Source organism: Pseudovibrio sp. SCP20 (genome assembly GCF_057774105.1).
Genome location: NZ_JBYMDH010000003.1, coordinates 253795 through 273267, shown reverse-complemented (window position 1 = coordinate 273267; position 19473 = coordinate 253795). Strand labels below are relative to the sequence as shown.

Genomic DNA, 19473 nt, shown 5'->3' with positions numbered 1-19473 from the left:
ACATTTTGAGGTCTTAGTCGACTTCGTTGGTGGAGAGTGAATTCCAGCGCTTCAGCTCTGGCAGATCAGAGCCAGCAGCGGTGCGGTCGTTTTCCTGCAAGGTGGATGTGCCGAACTGGAAGAACGCGCCAAAGCGGAACTCATGGACGACTGGTTCGTCGGACTCATCCCCTTTGATCTGGAAGTCATGACCGTTGTAGGACGCGCTGAGGCCAACAGGTAGTGCGGTGAAGTTCTGCTTGAACTCGGCACCCCAGCTGAAGATGTTGACTTCACCGTCACGTGCATCGCTCGGGTTTGGACGGTTGTAACGATCACCATTGACGTAAGACAAAGAGCCGGTCAGCTTGGTGTTTGGCGTGAAGTAGTAGCTTGCGCCACCGCGTGCGAACAGGCCGTTGTCGATGGTTTCGTACTGATCATCGTCGCCATCGAGGAAGCCAGCCTGACTGAACAGGGTGATGTCCTGAATGTAGTATTGACCTTCAAGACCGATGAACTGGAAGGTTTTGTTGGAGTCGTCGTCGCCACCGTCAACAGTTGCACCGCCACCTGCGAAGACGCCAAACAGGCCTTGCTGTGGGTCTTTGTAGGAAAAGTGAACTGCTCCCAGACCGTCACGCAGGGTGTTGTCGCCGTCTTTGGTGTCGAACTGATAAAATTCGATATCACCATCTACCTGCAGGCTGAAATGCTGGAAGAGTGGGATGGCGTAGGAGCCGTAAAACCCGAGGGTTTCTGGCTGGTGATCCTTGGTGTCAACCTGATCAGCCTCAAGATATGTGCGGCCAACATTGATGCCGACGAAGCCTCCAGCCTGCAACTCTGTTGGTGCTGAGGTCTGTGGAGCGGCTTCCTGCGCACTGAGGGGATGTGCGGCGAGGGCAAATGGCAAAGCTACGAGATACAAATGACGCATGGTTCTATTATTCTTGATGGGGGTATCCTTAGGGAATGTCTAACTTAGCAGAAATCCCTTCCTCGGCAATTTGAGGGCAATAAACTATTAGTTATCGTTACGGAGTGTTGCCAATTTGCACGGCGTGTTCAGGCGCCATTATTTTCATTGTTTCATAGGGTTGATGTGGTTTTGGTCGATAATCTCTGATTTTCTGTCTGTGTATGAAAGTTACTGTCTAGGTAGTCTTGGTGTGTTCTTTGCAACCTATGCGGAGCGGGTGATTTAGTTCAAAGGTCGCTGATTTCCTCTACGGTTTGCACTCTGCGTTGGCTTTAAGGTGCTTGGTACATCTTGGAGTAGATCAGACATGACGCAGTTTTCTCAGATGCAGTCTGCCTCAAAAGACGCGCTGGCCAAGCAGATCGGGCAGCTGAAGCAGCGGGGCGTACATTCGGTCATCACGCAGGTGCCGGATATGAATGGACTGCTTCGGTGTCGGCTTCAACCGCTGGATGGGCTGGAGAAGGGCTGCTCCACCAACTCCTCGCTCTATCTCATCCCTCATGGTGACGGGCAGCCCGCGGGGGAGTTGATCTACGAGTCTCCGCATGTCTGGTATCACACCGGCTTTGGCAATCTGCACAGTCTGGCGGACAGCAACACGCTGTTCCAGTTGGGCTGGCGTCCCGGGATCAGTGAGGTCTTGCTCAATTGCTTTAACCGGGATGGGACGCGCTTTGTGCTGGATGTGCGTCGGCCTCTGGAAATGCTGGAGGAGCGGCTTGCTGAGATGAAGCTGACCATGAAGGTTGGTCTGGAGTTTGAACTTGGGATTTTCCATTTTGACCGCGCGCTGGTAGAGGCTGGAGAACATCACAAGCTGAAGCCATTCGGGCATTCCTTGCAGTATGATTCAGTAAATCGTGATCCCGACTACATGGACCTGATGGACGCCTTCCGGGAGCGGATGGAAGGGCTTGGGATTGGTGTATCCTCCATGGAGAGTGAGATTGGCTGGGGGATGTATGAGGTGGCTCTTGAACCCGTTACTCCGTTGCAAGCCGCTGACAATGCAGTGCGGGCGCGGCATCACCTGAAGGAGCTGTGCCGGGAGCGGGGGCTGATTGCCACCTTCATGGCGCGCTATCAGCCGATGGGGCAGGATTCTGCGTGTGGAACTCACGTGCACATCAGCCTCTACGATGAGATGGGGCACAACATCTTTTATGACAAAGACGCTGTGTTGAGTCAGCAGGGCCGGCATTTCGTGGCGGGTCTTCTGGCGCAGATGAAGGCGTCGCATCTGGCATTTCGGCCAACCATCAACTCCTACCGACGGCTCTCGCGGTTCACAGGATGCCCTGAAGAAGTGTGTTGGGGGGAAGAGCACCGGGTGAGTGCGGTGCGGGTGATCTCCAGTCCTGATCCTCAGGCGATCCGGTTGGAACATCGATGCTCAGGTGCTGATACGCATCCCTACATCATTCTTTCACTGATCGGCGCGGCTGGGCTGGATGGCCTGCAGCAGCGGGAAGAACCGCCAGCGATGCTGATTGGGGATCCGGGCAAAGATGAGGATCTTGAGAAACTGCCGCGATCTTTGGAGGAGTCGCTTGAGCTCTTCCGGGAAAGTGAATTTGTACAACAGGCGCTTGGGGTGGCCTTGGCAGATCAGTACGCGCGGAGCCGGGAGAATGAGCTGAAGGCGTTCCGGGCGTGGATTGAGAAGGACATCACCAGCTTTGAGTTCCTGCGATATTTCGAAGGTGTTTGAGGCTGGGTTCCAGGTACAAAAAAAGCCTGCGATGCGGGGCACGGCAGGCTTCTTTTGAAACGTGATAGGCTCTTATAGCTCGACTGGCTCACCAAGCGCTTTGCGGAAGCGGCGGACGCTTTGGGTGAAGCCGTGTTCCAGGGCATCGGCGGTGAAACCGTGGCCGATGGAAACCTCTGAGATGTATGGCACGCGCTCGATCAGGGCTGGCAGGTTTTCAACGGTGAGGTCGTGGCCTGCGTTGACCATGAGGCCAGCGGCTTTTGCTGCTTCTGCGGTTGCGACCACTTTCTCCAGCTCAACCTTTTCAGCTTCTTTGTCAGAATGGCAAGCGCCGTAAGGGCCGGTGTAGATTTCAATCCGCTCTGCACCTGCTTCAGCTGCGAGCGGTGGCTGGCTTGGCTCTGGGTCAACGAAGAGAGATGTGCGTACACCCCAGGATTTCGCAGTGCTGATGACGTCTTTCAGGAGATCCATGTTCTCGGAAAAGTCCCAACCATGGTCTGAGGTCTGCTGGGATGGATCGTCCGGTACGAACAGAACTTGTGTTGGGCGGACTTCTTTCACCAGTTCCATGAAGCGCTCATCCGGATAGCCTTCGAGGCACAGCTCCTTGCCGTGCAGTTCCTCGCGCAGCATCTTGGAGATGTCTTCAACATCCGTGCGGCGGATGTGGCGCTCGTCCGGGCGTGGGTGCACGGTGATGCCTTTGGCTCCTGCGTTGAGGGCGAGGGCTGCCAGATGCGTCACGCTTGGCCACGGAACGTCGCGGCGATTTCGCAGAACAGCTACAGCGTTTACGTTGACGGATAAGCGACTTGGCGTCTTCATGGGGGCTACTCTTTATTGAGTTTGTATTTTAAAATAAAACGGCGTCTTCACAGACTTGCAAAAGACGCCGCTTAATATCAATAGGACAAAATTGTCCTCTAACTGTTAAATTTCGTCGTGAAGATCTTTGAGACCCTGACCACCACGTGCAAGTGCGGCAACACCCGTACGCGAAACCTCTACGAGGCCCAGTGGAGTGAGGATTTCAATGAACTGATCGATTTTATTTGTACGGCCAGTGATCTCGAAAACGAAGTGATCAATGGTTGCGTCAATAACAGTTGCCTTGAATGCTTCTGATAGGCGCAGTGCTTCCAGACGCTTTTCACCTTCACCGCGAACCTTAATTAAGGCCAGCTCACGTTCAAGCGGCTTTTCCTGATTGGAGTTCTTTGCAGCCACTGTCAGGTCGCGCACGATGTGAACCGGTACCAGGCGGTCCAGCTGGTGGCGGATCTGCTCAATCACCTGCGGGGTACCTGTGGTGACGATGGTGATGCGGGACACGTGCTTTTCGTGTTCTGTTTCAGACACGCTGAGGCTGTCAATGTTGTAGCCACGGCCAGAAAACAGGCCGATCACACGGGCAAGAACGCCCGGCTCGTTATCTACAATGATTGATAGAGTATGTGTTTCCAAAACATCGCTGGTCTCAGCTAGGAAGTAAGCTGATAGTGCGTCAGTTTTTTGTGCGTTCATAATGAATCTCCCAGCTTTATCCTATACCAATGACTTGCCTGCGGTGTCGATGGCATTTGCAACGGCTTCATCAGTTGCTTCGTCCGGCAACAACATTTCGTTGTGGGCTTTGCCTGACGGGATCATTGGGAAGCAGTTGGTCAGCTGAGCGACGCAGCAATCGAAGAGGACTGGTTCAGGAGATTCAATCATTTCCTGAATAGCATCATCCAGTTCACCCGGCTTAGTTACGCGGATGCCTTTTGCACCATAGGCTTCTGCCAGTTTTACAAAGTCAGGCAGACTGTCGGTGTAGGAGTGGGAGAGGCGGTTGCCATGCAGCAGCTGCTGCCACTGACGAACCATTCCCATGTAAGAGTTGTTCAGGATGAACGTTTTAGGCGCCAGACCGTGCTGAACAGCGGTCGACATTTCCTGAATGTTCATCAGGATGGAAGCATCCCCTGCAACGTTGATGCACAATGCGCCCGGATGAGCGACCTGAGCACCGATGGCTGCTGGCAGGCCGTAGCCCATGGTGCCAAAGCCACCAGAGGTCAGCCAATGGTTTGGAGATTCAAAGCCCAGGTACTGAGCAGCCCACATCTGGTGCTGTCCAACCTCAGTTGAGATGTAAACGTCTTTGCGGCCTTTGATGGCTTCGTTCAGGCGCTGCAAAGCGTACTGAGGCATGATGACGTCATCGCTGTGGCGATAGGACAGACAATCCCGGGCGCGCCATTTGGCAATCTGCGTCTGCCATCCCTTCAGCTCTGGCTGGGAATGGAAGCTGGACGCGCGCCAGATGCGAACCATGTCTTCCAGAACGTGAGCAACATCGCCAACGATTGGCAGATCAACGTGCACGATTTTGTTGATGGACGATGGGTCGATGTCCACGTGGATCTTGGTTGAATTCGGAGAGAAGGCGTCCAGACGGCCTGTAATACGGTCATCAAAGCGGGCACCGATACAGATCATCAGATCACAGTCGTGCATCGCCATGTTGGCTTCGTAGGTGCCGTGCATGCCCAGCATGCCAAGCCACTGTTCGCCAGATGCCGGATAAGCACCCAGACCCATCAGGGTTGAGGTGATCGGGAAGCCAGTCAGATCTACCAGTTCACGCAGCAGCTGGCTTGCGGCCGCGCCGGAGTTGATGACGCCGCCGCCGGTGTAGAACACCGGGCGTTTGGCTTTGGACATCAGCTCAACAGCCGCGCGAATGGCGTTCATGTCGCCTTTCAGCTGTGGGCGGTAGCTCTTGTGGTTGCTTGGGTTTGCCTGAGGGCCTTCATAGGTGCCGGTTGCAAACTGAACATCCTTTGGAATGTCAACAACAACAGGGCCCGGACGACCGGACTGAGCAACGTAGAAGGCTTCATGCAGAATGCGTGGCAGATCATTAACGTCCTTCACCAGCCAGTTGTGCTTGGTGCAAGGGCGGGTGATGCCAACGGTGTCACATTCCTGAAAGGCGTCGGAGCCAACCAGATTGGTTGGAACCTGACCGGTGATGCAAACCATCGGGATGGAGTCGAGCATCGCGTCTGTCAGCGCGGTGACCATGTTGGTTGCGCCCGGACCAGAGGTTACCAGAGCAACACCGGCTTTACCGGTGGAGCGTGCATAGCCTTCAGCAGCGTGGCCTGCACCTTGCTCATGACGGACGAGGATGTGCTGGATCGAGTCCTGCTGGATCAGCTCATCATAAATGGGTAGGACTGCACCACCAGGGTATCCAAATACATGTTCCACCCCGTTGTCCTTCAGCGCCTGGAGAACCATTTCAGCGCCTGTCATCTCCCGTTGCATCATCAAGTCCTTGTTGCCTGTATCTGCTCGTTTCGCCCGATTGAAGGGTGTGCAATCAATCCAGCTGTTTGTTTTGCAGAGCTGCTCTTTTAAACATCTCTGCGAATTAGCCATAAAAAAAGGAGCCGTTTGGCTCCTTGTGCGCGTCTAACCGTTCCGAGTGAGCTAGCTCACTCCGGCGACGCGCTTCCCACCACGATAAGAAGAATTGAAGTTTGCATTCTGGTATTGGGAGCCTCAGGGCTCCACTCTCCCTTAACATAATTCCAACCGTGTAAGAGATTACCGCGCTTCACCATTGAATCGCTCAGGTAAACTCTAAAATTCGGGGTGAGATTAGGCTTAGATACGTAAAAGCGTCAAGTGGCTTCTTCTTAATGTTGCGCCGCAATGACCTCTTGTTTTCTTGAGTTATCTGCAAGTGTCGGGGTACTTTGCGAAAGTTGCGCAACGTCAGAACATGCTCGTCGTGTTTGCATCAGGTTCTGCCGGTGCATTTGGTGCGCTTTGGAGAACCCGCAGAATTGTGCGATTTTGCAGTGCGGTGGCGTCTTATGTCTTTCGGTTGCAGTGCGATGTTCTACCTCTCCTGTTTGCAGGTGTAGGAGGGAGCAGCACAATTTTGGCGTGGAGTGGGTGTTGGACTAATTACTAACAGGGCTAACAACCTCAAATTGGATTGTTTTTTCGCGTTTCACACTCTGGAATTGTATTTGTGCTGCCAAAATTCGTAGATTTGCATAGGTTAGTCTGGGATAAGTTTACTTTACACAAGACATTTTTGAAAAGTTGCAGTTAGGCCCTTGCGCTCTCGCAAAAGGCTTTATATACACCCGCCATCGCTTCGGCGGGAAACGTTTGGGTGTATAGCTCAGTTGGTAGAGCATCTGACTCTTAATCAGACGGTCCCGGGTTCGAATCCCTGTGCACCCACCAAGCGTATCACGTCATGTGAGCCCGTAGCTCAGCTGGTAGAGCAACTGACTTTTAATCAGTAGGTCCACGGTTCGAACCCGTGCGGGCTCACCATTTTCTCCCCGAAAATTGGTGACTGTTTCACAAAGGCTTATAAGCCTGTGATGCTTGTGCGTAGCTTGTTTCCGATGCTCGCTTCTTTCTCTTAGATTTCCTTGTTTGAATTTTGCTGATTGTGTCTTAGCGAGGTCTCATGCCGCGTTTTGTCATCACCGGTGCGTCTGGTGCCGGAAAATCTACATTGCTGAGCTCATTAAAGCTGCTTGGGTACGACTGCCGGGAGGAGGTTGGACGGCAGGTGGTGCGTGAGCAGCTTGCATCAGGTGGGTTAGCTCTTCCTGATAGGGATGCGATTGCTTTTCGGGATTTGCTGTTTGAGCGATCAATCGCTGCTTTTGATGTTGCTCCAAGTTCGCCAGATGCTGTGGTGTTTCATGATCGCAGCTTTCTTGAAGCCATCGCGTATAGCAGGATCATCGGAGCTCCTGTCTCAGAGGAGATGATTGCAGCTGCGCGAGCGAGGCGGTTTGCGGATCCGGTGTTTGTTTGTGCACCATGGGAACAGATCTTTGAGAGTGACGCAGAGCGGACGCATGATTTTGAGTTCGCTTGTCGTGACTATGAAGCGAATGTTGCAGTCTATCGGGCGTTTGGATACGAGCTGACTGAAGTGCCGCAGATGACAGTTGAAGAGCGCGCCCGGTTTGTGATTGAGCAGGCCGAAAGGTCGCTCCAGATTTAATTTCCAGAATCGGCCATGTCACAAAAAGAGAGTTGGGCTGTCTATTAAGGGCAGGGTGAAACTCGGTCTATGAGATTGGCCTTATGCCTTTTCCGGGTTGTGTGAGGTTTGGAATTACACCCTATAGGTTGTTAACAGGCGAGCATCGTGTTTCAGGTTGTGTTGTAAATCTGCAAAGTGTGTAGGGCGAAGTGGCGTAAGTATCTGGATCATATCAAACTTTTTTAGTTGCTTTGAGTGTATTTACTGAAGGTTGTAAGCATCAAATTATACAACCCATAAAATTGCGATGGTTTTCCAAAAACAAGAATATCCGTAGCGTCAATCGTATCGAAACGGACAATTTCTCTCGAATTAAAGTTGATATCAGAGCGCTGGGGCGATGTTGCTGTTCCTGCTGTGATGTCCTGCTGAAATTATCTGGAGGTTTGTCTGTAATACATTGAGGTGTGGCGGATGTATTACAAGAATACACGACTTGAACATCTTGATGGGCGTCAGGATCTAACGCCTGTTTGGAAATACTGGAACGAGCATAGAAAAAAGATTTTTGGCAGGGCGTTTCACCTTACGGGTGGTGACATGGATGCTGCCGAGGAGTTGATGTCAGCAACCATCATCAAGGTGGCGTCTCATTTTGAACAGCGCCCCCTGAATATGCGGGAGCCGATTGCGTTCTTCATGTATGCGCTCAAGAACGAGTTCATCAGCCAGTATCGCAAGAAGCGCTATGAGTACCAGTTCAGGGATGGCGAAAAGGATGTTTACGATGAGCATCTTGCCAACGCTGAGGTGGAAGCGGCGCCGCAAGAAGTTCTTTTGGCGCAAAAGGAAGAGCTTGCATTGATTGGCAAAACGCTGGAGCGGTTGCCTGTCATCTACCAGCAGATTTTTTCTCTCAAGTTTGCCGAGGATCGCAGCTACAGCGACATCTCGGAGGAGCTGAACATCTCCCAGGCACTGGCGCGTAAGCGGGTGCAGTTCCTGCGTGAAAAGCTGCGGGATGCGCGCAAGAAGAAGCGCAGACGGTTCAGTTGATCAGATTGTGTTCACAGGAGGGATGTGAGTGCGTCTTTCCGAATAGTTAACGATTTCAGACTGCGAGGGCACTAGCATGGCGGAAGAGACTGTAAATGCTCAGGTGACGGATGCCGTTACCCAGACAAATGTGAAGGTGGTGGGCGAGGCGCCCTCTCAGGCAATCGCTAATTTGTATCAGGTGGTTAGCAATGCAACGGGGCTCTCGGTGCAGAATGCGACCCATGCTCAGCAATCCATGAACCAGATCTCGACAGCCGTAGTTTCCAAGGGCGTGCAGCTCATTATGGAGATCGGTCCGACGTCTGGCTCTGAATCTACCCCATCAGGTGGCTAGTTTGAGGGAATTTGATGGTGAGGGAGAGAGGTGAGAGTACAGCTTCTCAAGAGTATGAGAATGCGATCACGCGTCGTCGGCGCATGATCTCTCTGCTCCAAGGGCCTGTGAGTGATAATAGTTTGCGTTCCTCAGCTCAGGCCACTGCTGCATCCAGAACACAGGATGTGAAGCAATCCTCCCCGGCAGTCAAAATGTCCTCACAGGCGGAACAGCAAGCCGTCAACCCAGCAAGTGAGAGCAATAGTCAATCCGGAGCGCAACAAACCATGATCATGGATAGTGAAAAGGGACCTGCTGGCGGTGCTGGCTTTGAGGCTGCCATTGGTTCTGGCGGTACAGGCGGTCAGTCTCAAGGCGTAGAAGCCAGCAAGGGATCGGAAAAATCGTCAGGCCCGTCCTATCCTCCGTTGCCAACCTCAGCGCCCGCGACACCTGCTTTGAATGATCAGATCACTCAGGCTGTCCAGTTCACGAACTTCCAGAACTTTCAGGGTCTGGAGACCATGATCTCGGTGCCTGAAGACGTGATGACCAAGCAATCCAGCGGGCATGCCTCGCAGGATGCAGAGACCTACATGAATGGGGTGATGCAGATCTCCATGGCAGCGCAGGCAATTGTGGCGGCGAAGATTGCGCAGGATCCGGCACTTGCGGCAACGCCGGCGCTGACTGAGCTCAACACCATGGTGACCAACGCGATCTCTGCCTTTCAAGAGGTGAGTGAGTGATCTGCCGGGAGAAGGATGGATGAGCGCTCGTGCTGAACGGCCCCGTTATGGCTTTGAAGCTGCTGCAGATGTTCGGTCTGAACCGGATGATGTGGAGGTGGATGAACTGGCGGAGTTGGTTCGGGAGGTCACACGGTTGTTTCAACGAGACTACATTTTGCTTGCGACTTTTCTTCGGGCTCTGACGCGATAGACAGACCCCTGTCAGCTCAAAAGGTGAGATATGGAACGGGACGTTACATACATTCGAGAGGAATTGGAGGAGGTGATCCTCAATCAGTTGCGCCGCTGGGAAGGAGTTATCGAGCAGGAAGAAGTGCGAACATTGTCCCGGTCTGGCGTTGAGGGGTTACCGGGGATGCTGTGCCACCTGAGCCTGGCGCGGGATGCTTTGGTGAAGGCTGAAGGGATGCTTGGCAGTGAGGGTGAGATTTCGGCGGCGGATCTGGTGCTTGGGTTCCGGGATGAGCGGCTTCAGGAAGAGGCAGATCGGTATGACGACCGGGATGATGAAGAGCGGTTGGTGCAGGACGGGGTTGAAGAGGAACTCCTTGCCCGGTTTACCTCGACTGGTGACATCGAGTTTGAAGAGCGGAGCGAGGAGCGCAGGCCGGACCGGAACTCTGACTACAACTGGTAAGACAGGACGTGAGGAGTGGGGCGATGAGTACAGCCGTGAATGGAACGCAAGACGCTGGTCCGCAGAAGGTGACGGCGACACCGGGGCCGGAGCTCAACTCTGCGCTGGATGATGCTGTGGTGCAGCTCACCAAGGTGAAGGAGAATGTGGATCAGGCCGCCAGCGAGTTCGCGCAGCTGCGCCAGGGTATTCCCAACTACAACGAGGTGGTGGCGGAGATCCGGCAGCAGCAGGCGCAGATCAACAGGGCCTGTGAGGATGCCACTACATCTGCTCAGAGCATTGTGTCAGAGGTGGAGCAGGCAGCGGCCAAGTTGTGTACCTCCATTGATGAAGAGATCAATACAATTAAGAGCGTGATTGGGACCGGGAGTGACCAGGCGGAGGTGCAAACACCGCAGACGCCTCCGGTCCAGCCGCCACCGCAACTGGCGCCGGGGCAGGGTGTGCCTCCGCCTCAGGCTGGGGCCGGGATGGCTCAGTTTCCGATGACTGGGCAGCCGGTTCAGGGCGGTGTTGCTAATCAGGAAATGATGGCCGTGCAGGTGGCGGAAGCCTTGAGGGATTATCTAAAGAAGGAGATCAACTCGGAGATTTCCAAGCAGATTGGGCCGCTTAACGACAAGCTCTCAGAGCTTCTGATCGGATATCTGCAGCAGCGGTCTCGTGATCGTTGAGGGATGTGTGAAAGAAACCTTAGCGAAGGCTGAGGCTCTTAGGGAAGAGTTCACAAATGAGAAGGAGCGGCGTCAATAGTCTGTAAATGGCAATAATAACAAGCATATTGGAGAAAAAATGCCAAAGACTATTGAGGAACAATGTGGCTCAACAAAACCCTCCGATGGCGGAGCCGTTGATGCTGATATCATTGCCCTTCTGGGAGTTGCGCCAGCGTTTGCTCTGGGGCTGACCTTTCTGACAGCGGCGCAATCAACAGGGGTGCTTTTTGAGAATTCTGTCGCGAATGCACAGCGCCAGAACATCATTGCACAGACGGCGTTGAGCCAGGGAATTTTGCATACTTATTCTGTTGGTTCCATGGCTGCTGCAAACAGCATTTCGCATATGGATCCGCAAGAGATCGAGCAGGTGAATGAGAGTTTGCTTGAAACATTGCGTCGGTACTTTTCGCGTTAAGGCGTATTGAGAGGTCTCTCCCACATTTCGGGAAGGCTTTTCCAGTTTTCTAAATCATTGAGAGTTTGCCTCTGGTCAGAGCACTGCCTGTGCCTGATCAGGGGTGAAGCAGGGCTGCGTTTTACCGAACTGCTCTTGAGTTCGGCTGTTTAGAGCATGTCGCGTTCATTCGCATTCACGCATCATGCTCAAACATTGTTAGTTGAGCGAATTCTTGTCGTTTGATTGAACTCAATCAAACGGAACGCGCTCTAGGTGGGAGTGACTTTATGGCGGATCTACCCGGGATTGGTCCCGTAATACCAGAGGATGGCATGGTGACGGATGCTGTGACGCAAACCAATGTGTCTGTGATTGGGGCTGCGCCCGCTATTGCAATGGGGAACCTTTACACATCTCTCGCTCATTCGACGGGCATACTCTTTCAAAACTCCGTTGCGGCGGCTTCTCAATTTTCAACTCTTGCGCAGGCGACGACCAATCAGGGCGTCATGCAAATCTACTCAGTCAATACAATGGCCGGAGCATCGGCCACGGAAAAGGTTGCTCAGATCGGGACATCTGATCAGCTGACCACGCTGCTGACTACCTTGCGTAGTTTCAATCAATAACCGGAACTTTCGAGCTTCGCTTTCTGGTGCAAGGCCAGAGCGATGAGAATGGTTCTGATGCATCCTTTCAGTTGTAGTAGTGCGTACTCCTTTGGAGCCAGTTCAAGGAAAAGCAGAACCGGATTTTGACCAGAACTGTATGAAAGAGGACTATTAGAATGCCAACTACTGTTAGCCCAATGATCACTGACGCTGTTACCCAGTCCAACGTAAAGGTGGTTGGTGAAGCCCCTGCAATGGCAATGGGCAGCGTCTATCAGACAATGGCTCATTCCACCGGAATTCTCTTTGAGAACTATGTTTCTGCAGCACAGCAGCAGAACATTCTTTCTCAGGCTGCAGCTAACCAGGGAGTTATGCAGATCTACTCCATGGATACGATGGCTGGTGCTGGTGCTACCGAAAAAGTTGCTCAGAGCGGCACACCAGATCAGCTGAACACGCTGCTGACAATTCTGCGCGTATTCAACCCGACCTAATAGGTTCTGGCGTCGCCGTCCGGCGGCGTTTTCTCAAACTGCTGTTTAATGGTGTCCGGTTGGTTTTCAGTTGGGCATGCCCTTGGTGGTTCTCTGCAAGGCCACCGGACACGACCTCTCTCTTTTGTATTGAAGGATGATGACTATGCCAGATACGGTTAGTCCAATGATCACAGACGCTGTGACCCAGGCGAATGTGAAGGTGGTTGCAGAAGCACCTGCCATGGCAATGGGGTCGCTGTTTCAGACTATGGCGCATTCCACCGGTATTCTCTTTGAGAATAACGTAGCTGCCTCTCAGCAGCAGAATACGCTGGCACAGGCTGCAACCAACCAGGGTGTCATGCAGATCTACTCCATGGACACCATGGCTGCAGCTGGGGCAACGGAAAAGGTTGCTCAGTCTGGTACGCCAGATCAGTTGCAAACTCTGCTCACGATCCTGGAAGCTTTCCGTCCGCGGTAATCTCCGCATTTCGGAAATTCCGGAGTTCGATGACACACTGGGCGGTTTGTCCCGGAACCTTCCCTGCCTCGGTAGGGGAGGTTTTGTCGTTTTGGGAGAGTCTCTCTTGCTGACAGACAGGGGGGAAATGAGTATAGGTATTCTCACGAATAATGCCAAAAGGCTGAGAATGACACCTACACTGACCCCCATTTTGGTCTGTGCGCTCTATAAGTTTGTTGAGTTTGCAGACTACGAAGACATGCGCGAACCGCTGCTTGCTTTCTGTAAGGAGCGAGGCATTCGCGGCAGTCTTCTTATTGCCCGTGAGGGCATCAACGGCACCATCGCTGGTGAAGAGCAGCAGATGCGTGAAGTGATTGCGTACTTGCGCAATGATCCACGTTTTGACGATATCATCGTCAAGGAAAGCTGGGCGAAGAAGCTTCCGTTCAAGCGCATGAAGGTGCGGTTGAAGAAAGCCATCGTGAACATGGGCCTCAATCATATTGATCCGAATGATCTTGTTGGCACCTATGTGAAGCCAGAGGACTGGAATGCGCTGATCTCCGACCCAGAGACGGTCGTGATTGACACGCGCAATGATTATGAGTTTGCGCTGGGCACGTTTGAGGGTGCTCTTGATCCTGAAACGGAAACGTTCAACGAGTTTCCTGAATGGGTCAAACGCAATGACAACTCTCTGCGCGCCAAGAAGAAAGTTGCCATGTTCTGTACTGGCGGCATTCGCTGTGAGCGGGCAACAGGCCTGATGCTGGAGCAGGGGTTTGATGAGGTTTATCACCTTGAAGGTGGCATTCTGAACTATCTGGAGAAAGTGCCTGAAGAGGACAGTCTCTGGAAAGGTGAGTGCTTTGTGTTTGATGACCGCGTGTCTGTCGATCACAAACTGGATGCAGGCTGGGGGAAGAACCTGCCTGAAAAGACCAAGAAGGTTCTTGCGCCTTATCAGATTGACGATAAGTCGTCTGAGCCAAGTGAAGGCTGAAGCTGAGAGTTTTGAGGGGCAGTTTGACTGCCCCTTTTTCTTTCCGGCTGCAGAAAAACTTATCCCCGCTGCCAGCGCATGGTCCATACTTAACTCATGTCCACGTAAACGGGCAGCTGGCGGACCGACCGTCAGTGCGGCGTGGGCTGGGCGGGGCTACCGGGTGAAGTAACGCATCCTCCGGCGGGTCCGTTGAAACACCCCTTGAAAGTCTTTAGTGCAGGGACCAAGCGGAAGCTGGTCACCTGATGGGCGTCTACACTGGCAGCTGCAGCTGTCACGGACAGGTCAAACTGTTCCGGATAGCAACTGCTCAGAGGGAGAGGTTCTGATTAAAGCCTTGTGCTTTGTGAGGGCTGATCCTGATGGGTAGGCACCTGCTCCCAATGCCTTTCGGTGGAGATCTTGTTTCATACAAAAACGCCCGGGCGAGGCGAGCAGCCAATGCCGAAGAAACTTATTTAATTACAATGCGCAGGCACTGCCTGCTCGCCTTGCTCACCCCGTAGCTGGGACCAAACGAAAACACCGCCAGCCATGAGCCAGCGGTGCTAAAAGTGTTTGTATCTTCGTGCCAATCTGCCTTTCGGCAGGATGCTTTATCCAAAGCGGTAGGTTGGCAGGCCTTTGTGTTCCACGTCCATTGCGAAGATGCCGCCGGACTTAGGGAACTCTTTGAGGAGTTCGTCATCGCCATGCGGGCGCAGGCTGGCAACAACAAGCGTATTGAGGTTTGGACCTGCAAAGCACGGGATTGTTGGGCGCGGCACTGGCATTGCGATGGACTGCAGCAGTTGGCCATCTGGTGCAAAGCAGTTGACGTTGCCTGCGGAAACGCCTGCAGACCAGTAGTTGCCATCTGTGTCAGTGGTTGCGCCGTCCGGTCTGCCAACGGTGTTGTCCAGCTGGGCGAACTTGCGCTGGTTGGTGACTGCACCGAAATCGCGGTCAAAGTCATAAGCGAAGACTTCACCAGAGCCGGTGTCGGAGTGGTACATAGTCTTGGTATCCGGGGACCATGCCAGACCGTTGGATGTGCGGATCTCTGTGGCGATCTGGGTGACGTTGCCATCTGGTGCGACGCGGTAAAGGCTGGCGATTGGGGTTCTTGGGCTGATGTCATCCATAGTGCCCACCCAGAACGCACCGTCTGGTCCAACCTTGCCGTCGTTGAGACGGGTACGTGGATTGTCCGGCTCAATCTTTGCGATGACCTCGTAGATTTTGGTCACGGTGTTGAACAGGATGATCTCGTCCTTCATTGCCACAATGAGGCGGCCATCCTTGCAGAGGCCGAAGGAGCCGACGACTTTCGGGAAGTCCCATGTGGTGACTTCTTTGGTATCCCAATGCATTGCGTGGATCTGTTTTCCAAGGATGTCGCAGAAGAACAGGTGTTTTGTCAGTTCATCCCAGAGGAGACCTTCGGCCAGCTCGTAGCGACCGTCCAGCAAGCAAGTGATAATTGGGGTCAAAGTCGTGCTCCATACTCATGCAGCCCGGGAGAGCCGCAGGCAATATACAATTGAGCGTTGTTATAGTGTGGTTTGGCAGAAGCGTCGAGTATGCCTGTGAGAAAAACGCAAGGTTTATGAAGGCGGTTTAGCCTTCCGAGATAGGCAGAGCGCTGCCTTGTTTGGTGGAGCGAATTGCGAAGGAGGAACGCATGCGAACAACGCCGGGCAGGCGGGTAAGGTGGTCACGGTGGATGCGCTCAAAATCGACCGGATCATCTGCCATGACACGCAGGATGTAATCTGCATCGCCGCCCATCAGATGGCACTCCATGATCTCGGCGGAGCGGTCCACGGCCTTCTCAAATGTGGAGAGGGCTTCTTCTGATTGGGAACCAAGGGAGATCTCGACAAAGACACTCATACGCTTGCCGAGCTTCTTGGGATTGAGCAGAGCGACGTACTTCTCGATAACGCCTTCTGACTCCAGTGTGCGGACACGGCGCAGGCAGGCAGAGGCGGAAAGGCCCACATGATCTGCCAGGTCAGAATTGGAAATACGGCCATTGTCCTGCAGAGCGCGAAGGATCTTTTTATCAAGCTTGTCGAGTTTCATAGCTTTGCCGTTTTCGCAGATTATTGTGTCTAGATGATGTTTATTCGTAGAAGTTTGCTAAAATGTACCGTTTAGAGCGCACATTGCAAGCATCTGCCGCAGAGATTTCCATAAGCTATGTAGAAACACAGGTCCGAAGCTGATTGGGAGAAAAACATGCTTGTAGGTGTTCCTAAGGAGATTAAGAACCACGAATACCGCGTTGGTCTGACACCAGACAGCGTGCGTGAAGTTGTTGCTCACGGCCACGAAGTGGTTGTTGAAACCAATGCTGGCGTTGGCATTGGCGCGAGCGATGCTGACTATGAAGCAGCAGGTGCATCCATCCTGCCAACCGCTGCTGATGTCTTCGCAAAAGCAGAAATGATTGTGAAGGTGAAAGAGCCTCAGGCTGTTGAGCGCAAGATGCTCCGTCCTGACCACCTGCTGTTCACCTACCTGCACCTGGCTCCGGACCCAGAACAAACTGCTGACCTTGTTGCATCCGGCGCGGTCTGCATCGCTTATGAAACAGTGACTGACCAAAAAGGTCGCCTTCCCCTTCTTGCGCCTATGTCTCAGGTTGCTGGTCGTCTTTCCATTCAGGCTGGTGCAACTGCTCTGCAGAAAGCAAATGGCGGTGCTGGCGTTCTTCTCGGCGGCGTACCAGGTGTAGCGCCTGCGAAAACCGTTGTGATCGGCGGCGGCGTTGTTGGTGCCCACGCAATTGAAATGGCAATCGGCCTTGGTTCCGACGTGACCGTTCTGGACAGAAACGTTGATGTGCTCGACGCTCTTTCCGCTCGCTTCGGTTCCCGTCTGAAGACAGTGTTCTCCAACCGTGCAGCGCTTGAAAAAGAAGTTCTGGCAGCTGATCTGGTTGTTGGTGCTGTTCTGGTTGCGGGTGCAGCTGCACCGAAGCTGGTGACCAAAGAACACATCAAGGCTATGAAGCCGGGTTCTGTAGTGGTTGACGTTGCAATCGATCAGGGCGGTTGTTTTGAGACTTCCCGCGCAACAACTCACCAGGATCCAACTTACATCGTTGATGAAGTGGTTCACTACTGCGTGGCTAATATGCCAGGTGCTGTTGCACGCACTTCAACCTACGCCCTGAACAACGCAACACTGCCTTACGTTCTGGCGCTGGCTGACAAAGGCTATGCCGCTGCTCTGCGCGACATTCCAGGCTTCATGCCAGGTCTGAACGTGTACAAAGGTCAAGTGACTGTTGCTGAAGTGGCTGAAAACCTGGGTTACACCTACGTGTCTCCAGAAGCAGCGCTGGCTCAGGAAACTGAAGCTGCCTGAAAGTCCAACTGGACGTGATGAGTTTTGAGAGCGGGGGCCTTCGGGCTCCCGTTTTTCGTCGGTAAAGGTTCTGTTTACCCTGTCTCGGGTTTGCCGCAGTGTTAATGAGTTTGCAGGCCTGACTTCGATATACTGGTCAAAATTTACTAGTATTTTTCGGGTTGGGCGGCGTCATGTATCATGATTTGGAATTGGTTCTTCAGCATGATTTGATTGTTGAATGGAAAGAGCACTACAAAGAGGTGTTCGGCAAGCATACGCTGCTGCTGAAAAACCGATTGCACGAATTACCAGTCTTTTTGCCGGAAAATCTGTCGCGTTTGATTGAGGCAACTCCCTCTGAGCATTATGACTTTGTGCGTCCCGGTGCGATTGGCACCAAGAAATCGCAATGGCTTCAGGGCAGCATTGAAGGTGCTAAAGGCGAGGATGTACTTCGTGCTGTAGAAGAGGGACGCTTCTGGCTTTCCCTGCGTGCATTGCAGGAATGGGATGAAGGTTTCCGGCAGATTACCTCGAAAATCTTTGATGAGCTTGAGGTGAAGGTACCGGGCTTTGAAACCTTCAAGCACAAAACAGGGATGCTAATCTCTTCCCCCGGTGCTCAGGTGTACTATCATGCTGATGTACCCGGTCAGTCTCTTTGGCAAGTGAAGGGCCATAAGGACGTTTACATCTACGAGAACACTGGCCCATTTCTTTCTGATGAGCAGCTGGAAGGGATCTTCCTTGGAACGACTGAAGAAGAGATCCGTTTTGAGCCCTGGTATGATGAGTTCGCAACAAAGGTGACGCTGAGCCCGGGCGAGATGGCTCACTGGCCGCTCAACAATCCGCACCGGGTGGAGAACCATGATGAGGTGAACATCTCGGTGACGACTGAGCACTTCACCAAGGAGATCCGGGACTTTTATGCGATCGTTTATGCCAATGGTTTGCTGAGAGCTGCCGGGATCTCGGGTAGTCGGCACAGCCTCGGGGCTATGAAGTACGCCAAGATGGCTTTGGCGGCTGCGCATAAGATGATCTACAAGAAGATGGTGCGACAGAGTTCAAGCGCCAAGAGTCCGCGCAGCTTCAAACTGGATATGGCTGCACCGGACTTTATGTCTGATCTTTAGAGCCGATTGCCGTCAGCAGCGATAGTAATAGGGGCGACCATACGCATCGTATCCAACACAGCGGCGCGGTGTGGTTGCTACGCCGATCAAACCGCCTGCCAGAGCACCGATACCAGCGCCTGCAAATGCGGCCCCAACATCACCCGTTGCTGCGCCGATGGCAGCACCAGTTGCAGCGCCCAGGCCACCACCAACGAGGGCGCGGTCAGTTCTGTTGTACTCACTGCAAGCACCGAGTGTGAGCAGGGTGGCTGTTATTATTATTGTTTTTCTCACGGTCCTACCCATGGTCTGATTGTTTGAAACCCACGGTAGTACCGGATCTGTTGCGGATGAATGAATGCAGCTGATGAGATGGGAGCGTGGTTAAGCGGAAGCTTTTTGTCTGTTGCAACTTGTAGGTATGCAACAAAAAAGGCCCTGCGGGTGCAGGGCCTTTGGAATGGTAGAACCAAATCTTTTTGCGAGGCTTATGGGCACTTCACGCGGTAAGGACGGCCATACTGATCGTAGGCTGTACAGTTCTTCGGTGTGGTGACGTTACCGATGATACCGCCAGCAACGCCGCCGATTGCAGCGCCTGCGAGTGCATCTCCTACACCACCGCCTGTGGCAGCACCGATAGCTGCGCCTGTTGCGGCACCAAGGCCACCGCCTACGAGCGTACGGTCTGTGCTTGAAGTTGAGTTACAGCCAGCCAGAGCCAGTAGACCTACACTTACGCCCACGAGAGCAAGTTTCTTCATTTTCCAGTCTCCTTTTGCTGCCAATCCCAATTTGACCGGACCCCGATACCTCCTGGCAGCTCGTGTTTTGTGAGAACGAGCTAACAAAAAGAACATGGTTAAA

General features: G+C 53.2%; 23 protein-coding genes and 2 tRNA genes. 17 read left to right on the top strand and 8 right to left on the bottom strand.

Translation table 11 applies throughout. The features are described 5' to 3' along the window. Positions 1–13 precede the first annotated feature (13 nt). On the bottom strand, positions 14–919 hold the full coding sequence (locus AC3CB2_RS13915) for a hypothetical protein (RefSeq protein WP_352933409.1): 906 nt from the start codon (positions 917–919) through the stop codon (positions 14–16). Between the two features lie 349 nt (positions 920–1268). On the opposite strand from AC3CB2_RS13915, the gene AC3CB2_RS13910 reads away from it, so the two are divergent. Continuing rightward, entirely contained in the window at positions 1269–2675 is a 1407-nt protein-coding gene (locus AC3CB2_RS13910) for a glutamine synthetase family protein (RefSeq protein WP_352933406.1), read from the top strand. Between the two features lie 72 nt (positions 2676–2747). Here the strand turns inward: AC3CB2_RS13910 and AC3CB2_RS13905 are convergent, their stop codons facing one another. The 3 genes from AC3CB2_RS13905 to AC3CB2_RS13895 form a co-directional block, all read right to left on the bottom strand. Further along, complete coding sequence (locus AC3CB2_RS13905; RefSeq protein WP_352933403.1) at positions 2748–3506, bottom strand: pyridoxine 5'-phosphate synthase; 759 nt, start codon at positions 3504–3506, stop codon at positions 2748–2750. A 105-nt stretch (positions 3507–3611) separates the two neighbouring features. Further along, complete coding sequence (ilvN, locus tag AC3CB2_RS13900) at positions 3612–4205, bottom strand: acetolactate synthase small subunit (protein WP_008547637.1); 594 nt, start codon at positions 4203–4205, stop codon at positions 3612–3614. Positions 4206–4226: 21 nt separating this feature from the next. Next, positions 4227–5999 carry an acetolactate synthase 3 large subunit gene (locus AC3CB2_RS13895; RefSeq protein WP_037036273.1) on the bottom strand — a complete coding sequence of 591 codons (1773 nt, stop codon included), beginning with the start codon at positions 5997–5999 and terminating at the stop codon, positions 4227–4229. 860 nt (positions 6000–6859) lie between these two features. On the opposite strand from AC3CB2_RS13895, the gene AC3CB2_RS13890 reads away from it, so the two are divergent. The 14 genes from AC3CB2_RS13890 (at position 6860) to trhO (ending at position 14143) form a co-directional block, all read left to right on the top strand. Then, positions 6860–6935: transfer RNA gene (locus AC3CB2_RS13890), tRNA-Lys, on the top strand. A gap of 17 nt (positions 6936–6952) precedes the next feature. Then, a tRNA-Lys gene (locus tag AC3CB2_RS13885) sits at positions 6953–7028 on the top strand. A gap of 139 nt (positions 7029–7167) precedes the next feature. Next, positions 7168–7716: an AAA family ATPase gene (locus AC3CB2_RS13880; RefSeq protein ID WP_352933399.1), complete on the top strand. Its 549-nt coding sequence runs from the start codon at positions 7168–7170 to the stop codon at positions 7714–7716. Between the two features lie 456 nt (positions 7717–8172). After that, positions 8173–8754: an RNA polymerase sigma factor gene (locus AC3CB2_RS13875; RefSeq protein ID WP_352933396.1), complete on the top strand. Its 582-nt coding sequence runs from the start codon at positions 8173–8175 to the stop codon at positions 8752–8754. 76 nt (positions 8755–8830) lie between these two features. Continuing rightward, the gene (locus AC3CB2_RS13870; RefSeq protein WP_008547676.1) at positions 8831–9091 is read left to right on the top strand and encodes a RebB family R body protein; all 261 of its coding nucleotides are present in this window, start codon (positions 8831–8833) and stop codon (positions 9089–9091) included. 14 nt (positions 9092–9105) lie between these two features. Next, positions 9106–9822 (top strand): hypothetical protein, encoded by a 717-nt coding sequence (locus AC3CB2_RS13865; RefSeq protein WP_352933393.1) that lies wholly within the window; start codon positions 9106–9108, stop codon positions 9820–9822. Between the two features lie 19 nt (positions 9823–9841). After that, positions 9842–10015, top strand: a complete 174-nt coding sequence (locus AC3CB2_RS13860; RefSeq protein ID WP_008547374.1) for a hypothetical protein — start codon at positions 9842–9844, stop codon at positions 10013–10015. 30 nt (positions 10016–10045) lie between these two features. Beyond that, positions 10046–10462 (top strand): hypothetical protein, encoded by a 417-nt coding sequence (locus AC3CB2_RS13855; RefSeq protein ID WP_352933387.1) that lies wholly within the window; start codon positions 10046–10048, stop codon positions 10460–10462. Positions 10463–10485: 23 nt separating this feature from the next. Continuing rightward, a complete protein-coding gene (locus tag AC3CB2_RS13850; protein WP_352933385.1) occupies positions 10486–11139 on the top strand; it encodes a hypothetical protein in 654 nt (217 codons plus the stop codon). A 118-nt stretch (positions 11140–11257) separates the two neighbouring features. Continuing rightward, positions 11258–11599 (top strand): RebB family R body protein, encoded by a 342-nt coding sequence (locus AC3CB2_RS13845; RefSeq protein WP_014286521.1) that lies wholly within the window; start codon positions 11258–11260, stop codon positions 11597–11599. Between the two features lie 314 nt (positions 11600–11913). After that, the gene (locus AC3CB2_RS13840; protein ID WP_352934168.1) at positions 11914–12210 is read left to right on the top strand and encodes a RebB family R body protein; all 297 of its coding nucleotides are present in this window, start codon (positions 11914–11916) and stop codon (positions 12208–12210) included. 158 nt (positions 12211–12368) lie between these two features. Then, entirely contained in the window at positions 12369–12689 is a 321-nt protein-coding gene (locus tag AC3CB2_RS13835; RefSeq protein ID WP_008547907.1) for a RebB family R body protein, read from the top strand. Between the two features lie 139 nt (positions 12690–12828). Then, complete coding sequence (locus AC3CB2_RS13830) at positions 12829–13155, top strand: RebB family R body protein (RefSeq protein WP_037036168.1); 327 nt, start codon at positions 12829–12831, stop codon at positions 13153–13155. A 169-nt stretch (positions 13156–13324) separates the two neighbouring features. Further along, positions 13325–14143, top strand: coding sequence for an oxygen-dependent tRNA uridine(34) hydroxylase TrhO (trhO, locus tag AC3CB2_RS13825; RefSeq protein WP_083416676.1), 819 nt, complete (start codon positions 13325–13327; stop codon positions 14141–14143). 599 nt (positions 14144–14742) lie between these two features. Here the strand turns inward: trhO and AC3CB2_RS13820 are convergent. Together AC3CB2_RS13820 and AC3CB2_RS13815 are read right to left on the bottom strand one after the other, a co-directional pair. Continuing rightward, on the bottom strand, positions 14743–15618 hold the full coding sequence (locus AC3CB2_RS13820; protein ID WP_352933381.1) for an SMP-30/gluconolactonase/LRE family protein: 876 nt from the start codon (positions 15616–15618) through the stop codon (positions 14743–14745). Between the two features lie 127 nt (positions 15619–15745). After that, positions 15746–16213 (bottom strand): Lrp/AsnC family transcriptional regulator, encoded by a 468-nt coding sequence (locus tag AC3CB2_RS13815; protein WP_008547557.1) that lies wholly within the window; start codon positions 16211–16213, stop codon positions 15746–15748. Between the two features lie 156 nt (positions 16214–16369). Here AC3CB2_RS13815 and ald point away from each other — a divergent pair, with 156 nt between their 5' ends. Both ald and AC3CB2_RS13805 read left to right on the top strand, forming a co-directional pair. Next, positions 16370–17503 carry an alanine dehydrogenase gene (gene ald, locus AC3CB2_RS13810; protein ID WP_352933379.1) on the top strand — a complete coding sequence of 378 codons (1134 nt, stop codon included), beginning with the start codon at positions 16370–16372 and terminating at the stop codon, positions 17501–17503. Positions 17504–17676: 173 nt separating this feature from the next. Continuing rightward, positions 17677–18624: a transcriptional regulator gene (locus AC3CB2_RS13805; RefSeq protein WP_352933377.1), complete on the top strand. Its 948-nt coding sequence runs from the start codon at positions 17677–17679 to the stop codon at positions 18622–18624. 12 nt (positions 18625–18636) lie between these two features. On the opposite strand, the gene AC3CB2_RS13800 is transcribed toward AC3CB2_RS13805, so the two are convergent. Next, positions 18637–18900, bottom strand: a complete 264-nt coding sequence (locus tag AC3CB2_RS13800; protein WP_008547901.1) for a YMGG-like glycine zipper-containing protein — start codon at positions 18898–18900, stop codon at positions 18637–18639. Positions 18901–19094: 194 nt separating this feature from the next. Then, positions 19095–19370 (bottom strand): YMGG-like glycine zipper-containing protein, encoded by a 276-nt coding sequence (locus AC3CB2_RS13795; RefSeq protein WP_037036170.1) that lies wholly within the window; start codon positions 19368–19370, stop codon positions 19095–19097. Positions 19371–19473: the final 103 nt, after the last annotated feature.